The organism is Streptomyces sp. NPDC092370, assembly GCF_044755265.1.
Taxonomy (GTDB): domain Bacteria; phylum Actinomycetota; class Actinomycetes; order Streptomycetales; family Streptomycetaceae; genus Streptomyces.
In genome coordinates this window covers 77992-83991 of record NZ_JBIVQO010000020.1, presented here as the reverse complement: position 1 = coordinate 83991, position 6000 = coordinate 77992, and the positions used below count along the sequence as shown (strand labels likewise).

The following is a 6000-nucleotide window of genomic DNA, read 5'->3' as shown; positions in this document are numbered from 1 at the left end:
TGCGGTGATCGGCACGACGTTGGAATCGTTCGCGGCACCGTTCACGGCACTGGATTCCGGGCCGCCCGGAGGCCGCTCAGCACCCCTTGACCAGGCCGGGCGCGGCTCCGGCTCGGGCTGCCGGGCATTGCTGGTGTACGTCATGACAAGGCTCCTCACGCAGGTGACGCGGGGGTCCGGATGGAAGTCCCCCGTCACTTGCTAGAGGTGTGGCGAAAGTCGACGGTGTGACACTCCACTGAGTGCCGTTACCGAGCCGTGATCATCCGGCGGACGCCGCGCAGAGCTCGGAGACGATCGTGAACGAGGTCGTCACCATCGGCACCGCCATGGCCGGCGGCATCACCGCGTGCGCGGTCTGGCCGTGCGCCATGCCGTTGCGGATCCGCAGGTCGCCTGATCACTCAGGCAGACCTCGCCAACCACCGTGCAAAGTCGCCAACTATCACGCACCGTCACACCTGTGACTTTGTCCGCTAGTTGGCCAGGACATCTCGAAAGGCACAGGTCGGGTGTTGGCGTCGCGATGTGCCTGGCCACGTTGTTGAGCGATAGATGGCCAACAGCAAATCCCTGAGGTCACGAGCGCTACTTAGCACAGCCCGAATCCTCGCCCGGGCTACTGTTCTGCGGCCGGCGCAGGCAGCAGCTCTGCAACCTCCGTGTACTGGTAGTACTCCCATTCCGGGCGCAGTTCCTTGGCCCGAGTGGTGAAGGTTCGCCATGCCTCTACCGCCCCAGGCAGGTGCGCGGTGGCCCGGTAAAGGGTGACGGCATGCTCGGGCATCTGCGCCGCTTCACGACATTCATGGTTGTTGATCCAAGCGTCCAGCACGGCCCTCAGATCCTGTGCTGTGAGGAACGGGGCGCAGGTGAGCACGGCGTCCTGGCATACAGCTTCGGCGGATCGGTAGCTCTTCGCTGCCTGGAGTAGTGGCGCGAGCTGGGGCACGAAGAAGCGTCCCGGGCGTCGCCTGATCACGGCGGCCTTGGGCAACAGGTCGAGTTGGTGGAACGCTGTTTCGAGCGCCGGCAGCAGAGTGCGAACGTCGTCGACCGCCACGAGGGAAAGCAGGGCGACATGTTCGGGAGTCAGTGTGCTAGCGGACGGACTAAATGCTGCGATGACTCCGTTGACCTGGCCTCGGAGCACGTCGTCGGTTGTCTCCCAGAACAGGCTGAGGTGCCCGAGCCGACCGACCGCGCGCAGTTGTACCTCGGTCGGCTTTTCGCTCAGATCTGGGATGAAGCGGGTGAGCTCGTTCCTGACAAGGTCCCGGTCCCGGTGGGTGAATGCGGTAACGCAGACGGCGGCGCGATCGGCAAGCTCCTTAGCGTTGAGGCCCTCCACCTCGACCTCTAGCAGGGCCTGCTTGACGACGAGGTTAACGAGGCGGCGGCGGACGGCAGGTTTGACGCGGTCGAAGTAGGTCTGAGCGATGAAGTCCTCGCCGATGAACGCCGTATCGGCGAGGAGCGCGCGGATCCGGTCGACGACCTTGCGGCCCTGGCTGGGTGTGTGCACGAGGAGCGCGTCCAGCGCCGCCGCCAAGTGGGCCCGGGCATCGTCCAGGCTGGGGGCGAAGACGTCGCCGAGCGGGCTGAGCGAGGGGTGCGCGCAGAGGTTGCGGTCCAGGCGCAGCTGGTTGAGCTTGCGGTGCTGGACTGCGTCGATCAGCTCCACGCCCAAAGCGGTGTCCAGGAGCAGACTGGTCTCAACCTCCTGCATGGTCTTGATCGCTGCGGCGTCGGCCTTTCCCTGGGCCTTCTCCACCTTCTCGATGACCGACCTCGCCTGGCCCTCGCCGTCCTCGGCGAGGCGACGCAGCTTCTCGATCAGGTCAGCGCAGACCGCGGTCCAGGTGAGCACGATGGCGGCGCGCGCGGAGCCTGTGGCGTAGCACCGGTGTGCCTCGGCGATCAGGGGACGGACCTCCGGGGACCAGCATGCGGCAACGCGTTCCTCGAGATTGATCACTCCGGCTCGCTTTCAAGTAGGGCTGGTGGAGACTGCTGAAGCATGCCTCGAAGCAGCAGACCCAGACGAACTCCGAGGCAGCGTGGCCAAGTAGCGATCAAAGAGGCCAACTAACACGCAACGTCGCAACACCGGCCAGGCGAGTCCGCTCACCGTCGGTGCGCGGAATCTATCCACAGGCAATTGCTCTGAAGATCGCTTATGAGGCCGCCGCGAACGGCGCGGCACCCCGTACGTGAGGAGCCATCATGCCCACCACCAACATGCCGCTCGCCCCGATGACCCCGGACGCGGCCATCAGCGCGTTCAGCTACCTCCGGGCCGTCCAGGCCGACGACGTCGAAGCCGCCCGCGAGTTCGCCAGCGGCGAGCCGCGTATGCCCGAGCTGCTCGTCGACGTCGTCGAACGGATCGTCGTCCCCGTCACGGCGCTGCCCGGCCCGGAGGCGGGCGAGCCGTGCGCGGACACCTTCGCCCTGGAGGCCCTCGGACGCGTCTTCGTGACCTCGCTGCGGACCTGGGCACAGGCCGGGCCGGACACGGCGGAAGGCATCGCCCGCTCCGTCATCGCCTTCGCCGCGCAGTTTCTCACCGAGGACCACGAGGACGTCGCCGACACCCTGCGCCAGCTGGAGGCCGTCGGCGTGGGCCAGGCCCTCGATGCGCACCCCGCACCGGCCGGTTCGCACCCGGTGCGCCTGACCGTCGTGTAGTGCCCGCGCCGCGCGGTGGCGGTGCGCCCCGCCACCGCGCGGCGCGCGCTTCCCCGGACCGGACTGTCCATCGCCGTGCGCGCCATCGGTGCTGGCGCACCGCACCAGGCGCACGCCACGGGCGGCGGGCTCCTCTATCACGCACCCCCTTGACCGCGATCTGATCGGCGGCCGGAAGGCGCTGTGGCAAGGAGAAATGGGCCGGGTAGCAGAGGTGGACAAGGGGGCTCGCGTCCAGGTAGCAGACCTGGACAAGGGGTCACGCGCGAACCCGGCCGCACCTGGAGAAGGGGTGCCGGTGCGCGCACCAATGAGGTGCGCGCACCGGGTGCGCGCCAAAGTGCTGGGCATCGCCGTGCGCACCACGGTGGCGTCCATCGTCATCCGGTGGGCACCAGAGTGGAGTCCACTCTGTGGAACCCATCGGGTGGGCTCCACTCAGTGGGCTCCACTCGGTGGAGTCCATCGAGTGGGCTCCATCGAGTGGACGGTGTCCGGCATCGTCACCACAGCCAGGCGGTGGAGTGCCGCACTCGGGACAGGGCGCGGGCATCACGGCGTGCGGCGGCGTTGCCGATCCGGTTCTGCCGGGAGCGGGGCCGGCGCGACTGCGAGGCGGCGAGGCGGCGCTTCCCGGCTTCCTGGAGTCGCTTCCGCTGCTTGCGCAGTTCTGCCTTCTTCGCCGCCTTCGACTTCGGCTTCCGGGGCCGCTTCCAGATCGGCTGCCACCCCAGGGGCTCGTCGGGCTCGGGCTCCTGGTCCTCGGTGAGCGCGGCGGCCATCTGCTCGCGGGCGGCATGGGCGCGGGCGAGTGCGTCGTCGGGGTTGGGGCGTTCTTCCGGGGTGTTCACGTGACTCCTCCTGTGGTCCGGCCCGGCGTGTGCTGGGTGCCGGGCTGGTGGGTGTGCGGCTGCGGGGCCGTCGCCGGGGCGGGCTGTGGCCGGGGGCCGTGGGCGACGGCGCGCTCCCGCTTGCCGTCCTGGAGCTTGGCGGCCAGCCGAGCGGCGGCTTCGAAGGTTCGGCGGGTCTGCTCCACGGTGTCGACGCCGGTCTCCTGCTCCAGGACGCGGTCGGCCTCCTGGTCGGAGTGGAACGGCCGCGGGCGCGACCTCGAGGCGGCGGGCACGGCGACGGCGCGCGGCCGGGTGCGGGAGCTCAGGCGCTCCGCACGCCGCGTTGCATGGACCCGGGCGGCCAAGGCGCCGGCGGCGAGGCGGGCCCGTTCGTACTGGGGCGCGGACCGCTTCCGGGTCAGCGGGCGCAGCACGGCCTGGTCCTCGGTGTCGCGCGGGTACAGGGCGCGCAGGTCGGCGGTCATCATCCGTCGGCTGGCCGGGCGGGTGTAGTCGTCGATGACCGCTTGCACGATCTGTTCGTCCAGGCCCGCCTGGTGGGGTCGGCCGCGCAGGACGTAGGAGAGGTAGCGGCGGGCTTCGGCGAGCAGGTGGTGGCGCTTGAACGCTCCGCGCATCACGTACACCACGGCGACGACGTCGACGGCCGCCAGCGCTATGTCGACCACCGGCCGCACCCGCGCCCACACCGCTGCGGCCGCCGCCCGCGCCCGCTCCGCAAGCCGGTCGACGACGTCGGCGCCGTAGGCCCGGATCGCTGAGGTGCGCCATCGCTTGCGCAGCTCGGTCAGTGACAGCAGCTCCGTGCGCTTGGGCGGGCGCGTCTGGTCGGCGGCCTGGCAGGCCAGTGCGTAGGAGGCCCGCTCCCCCGGCGGGTGGCCCTGCCGTTCCTCGTATTTGGCGGTCAGGATGGGCAGCGCGTCCTCGATCTGCTGGCGGCGGGTCGACTGCCAGCCGATGAGTCGCTGGTCGATGCCCGCGATGTCCATGACGGGCCGGCGGCCGGGCGTCACCTCGCGTGGCTCCCACGCCCACCCGAGCCGGGCGGACACCTCTTCCATGAAGTACAGGGTGTAGAGGGTGTCAGCGGCAACGATGTTGGCCATGAGCGAGTCCGCCGAAAGGTTGCCCCACTTCCCGTCGTGCGGCCGCCGGGCGCGGATCGACACGATCGCGTGATCGTGCAGCAGCGGCTTCCCGGCTCGCGACTCGTAGTGCCGGAAGACCGCGACGATCAGCCCGTCCTTGACCCGGGCGCGCTGCTTGCCGCCGGCTTTCCAGCGGATCTCCGCGACCGACTCCCCCAGCCACGTCAGCGTCTTGTCGCGGGCGATGTCCTCGCAGAGCTCCAGCACCTGGCGGTTCCTGTCGTCCATCAGGGCCCACGCGAGGTGTGCCGTCGGCGGGGGCCGGAACGTCAGGTCGAAGGCCAGCCAGGGGGTGCGCTCCTTGGCCTTGTCGGTCTTGGGTGAGCGGTTGTGCTCGATGGGCCTGCCCAGCACGGTCGCCCGCCTCGCCTGCGCCGGGCTCTTGCCCTGCGCCAGGAGCTCGCGCTCGATCCGGTCGGCGTCCGGATGCCGGCCCTCCCCCAGGAGCAGTTCGGCCTGCCGCTCGGTCACCACGTCCCCGTCCTTGAGGCCAAGCGCGGCCAGGCCCCGGCCCTTCCACACGCCGGGCGGGACACCGGCTTCGTCCTGGGCGGCGCGCAGCGGCGTGCCCGCGGGGCGGTGGCCGTCGCCGACCATCACGCCACGGAAGAGGTAGCGCCACCCGTTACCCGGGCGAACTGGCGACATGCTGATCATCGGCCCATGGAACCCCGGCACTGACCTGCCCAAAAGCGCGATCCAGGGTCCTTCCCGCCGGGCGGGAGACCATCACCAAGTCTTTACCGCAGCGCCCGCCAGGCGGGCCGCTGAGCCAGCCCGAGACGGTAAGCCGCCGGTGTGTGCACTCTCCCGCCCATGACTATCACCAGGTACGGAGAGCCCTGTCCCCTCTGCCGCACGCCGCTGCTCCTGGACGTGCTCCAGGTGCGCTCCGCGCAGGCCGCCTTCCCCACCGCCCAGCGCGTCACCGGGCGCCGATGCCCCGGCTGCCAGACGACGCGGCCCGAGCAGTGGACGGAGGCGATGCGGAGCAACTACGGCGACGCGTGACGGTGCCGTGCGAATACTGCGCACGGCACCACCGCCGGCCCTGTGCGGCACGGGACACAGAGCTGGTGCCGTGCAAAAATCGCGGGACTTCCCCAATTGGGGAAGTCCCGCTCAACCGCAGGGGTCAGCCCTCTCCCAGCTCTGCATGACGATGCCGTCCTCGTCGACGGCGCCAGCATCGGCGTCGGCATCTGGGGTGGCGTCGGATCGGCACCCACTCGATCCTCACCGGTCCGTGAAACGGAGCCGCTCGGCACTTTCACGCGTGAAACCGAGACGGCGACTGAGCTGGGGAG

At 70.0% G+C, this 6000-nt stretch carries 5 protein-coding genes; 2 read left to right on the top strand and 3 right to left on the bottom strand.

The features are described 5' to 3' along the window. Positions 1-619: 619 nt before the first annotated feature. Positions 620-1978 carry a hypothetical protein gene (locus tag ACIQHQ_RS36600; RefSeq protein ID WP_402620901.1) on the bottom strand — a complete coding sequence of 453 codons (1359 nt, stop codon included), beginning with the start codon at positions 1976-1978 and terminating at the stop codon, positions 620-622. A gap of 248 nt (positions 1979-2226) precedes the next feature. Here ACIQHQ_RS36600 and ACIQHQ_RS36595 point away from each other — a divergent pair, with 248 nt between their 5' ends. Then, complete coding sequence (locus ACIQHQ_RS36595) at positions 2227-2691, top strand: hypothetical protein (RefSeq protein ID WP_402620898.1); 465 nt, start codon at positions 2227-2229, stop codon at positions 2689-2691. Positions 2692-3194: 503 nt separating this feature from the next. On the opposite strand, the gene ACIQHQ_RS36590 is transcribed toward ACIQHQ_RS36595, so the two are convergent. Then, positions 3195-3542 carry a hypothetical protein gene (locus tag ACIQHQ_RS36590; RefSeq protein WP_402620896.1) on the bottom strand — a complete coding sequence of 116 codons (348 nt, stop codon included), beginning with the start codon at positions 3540-3542 and terminating at the stop codon, positions 3195-3197. Continuing rightward, positions 3539-5350, bottom strand: coding sequence for a MobF family relaxase (mobF, locus tag ACIQHQ_RS36585; RefSeq protein WP_402620893.1), 1812 nt, complete (start codon positions 5348-5350; stop codon positions 3539-3541). The genes ACIQHQ_RS36590 and mobF overlap by 4 nt, the downstream gene beginning before the upstream one ends. A 159-nt stretch (positions 5351-5509) precedes the next feature. Between mobF and ACIQHQ_RS36580 the strand changes: the two genes are divergently transcribed. Then, a complete protein-coding gene (locus tag ACIQHQ_RS36580; protein WP_402620890.1) occupies positions 5510-5704 on the top strand; it encodes a hypothetical protein in 195 nt (64 codons plus the stop codon). Positions 5705-6000: the final 296 nt, after the last annotated feature.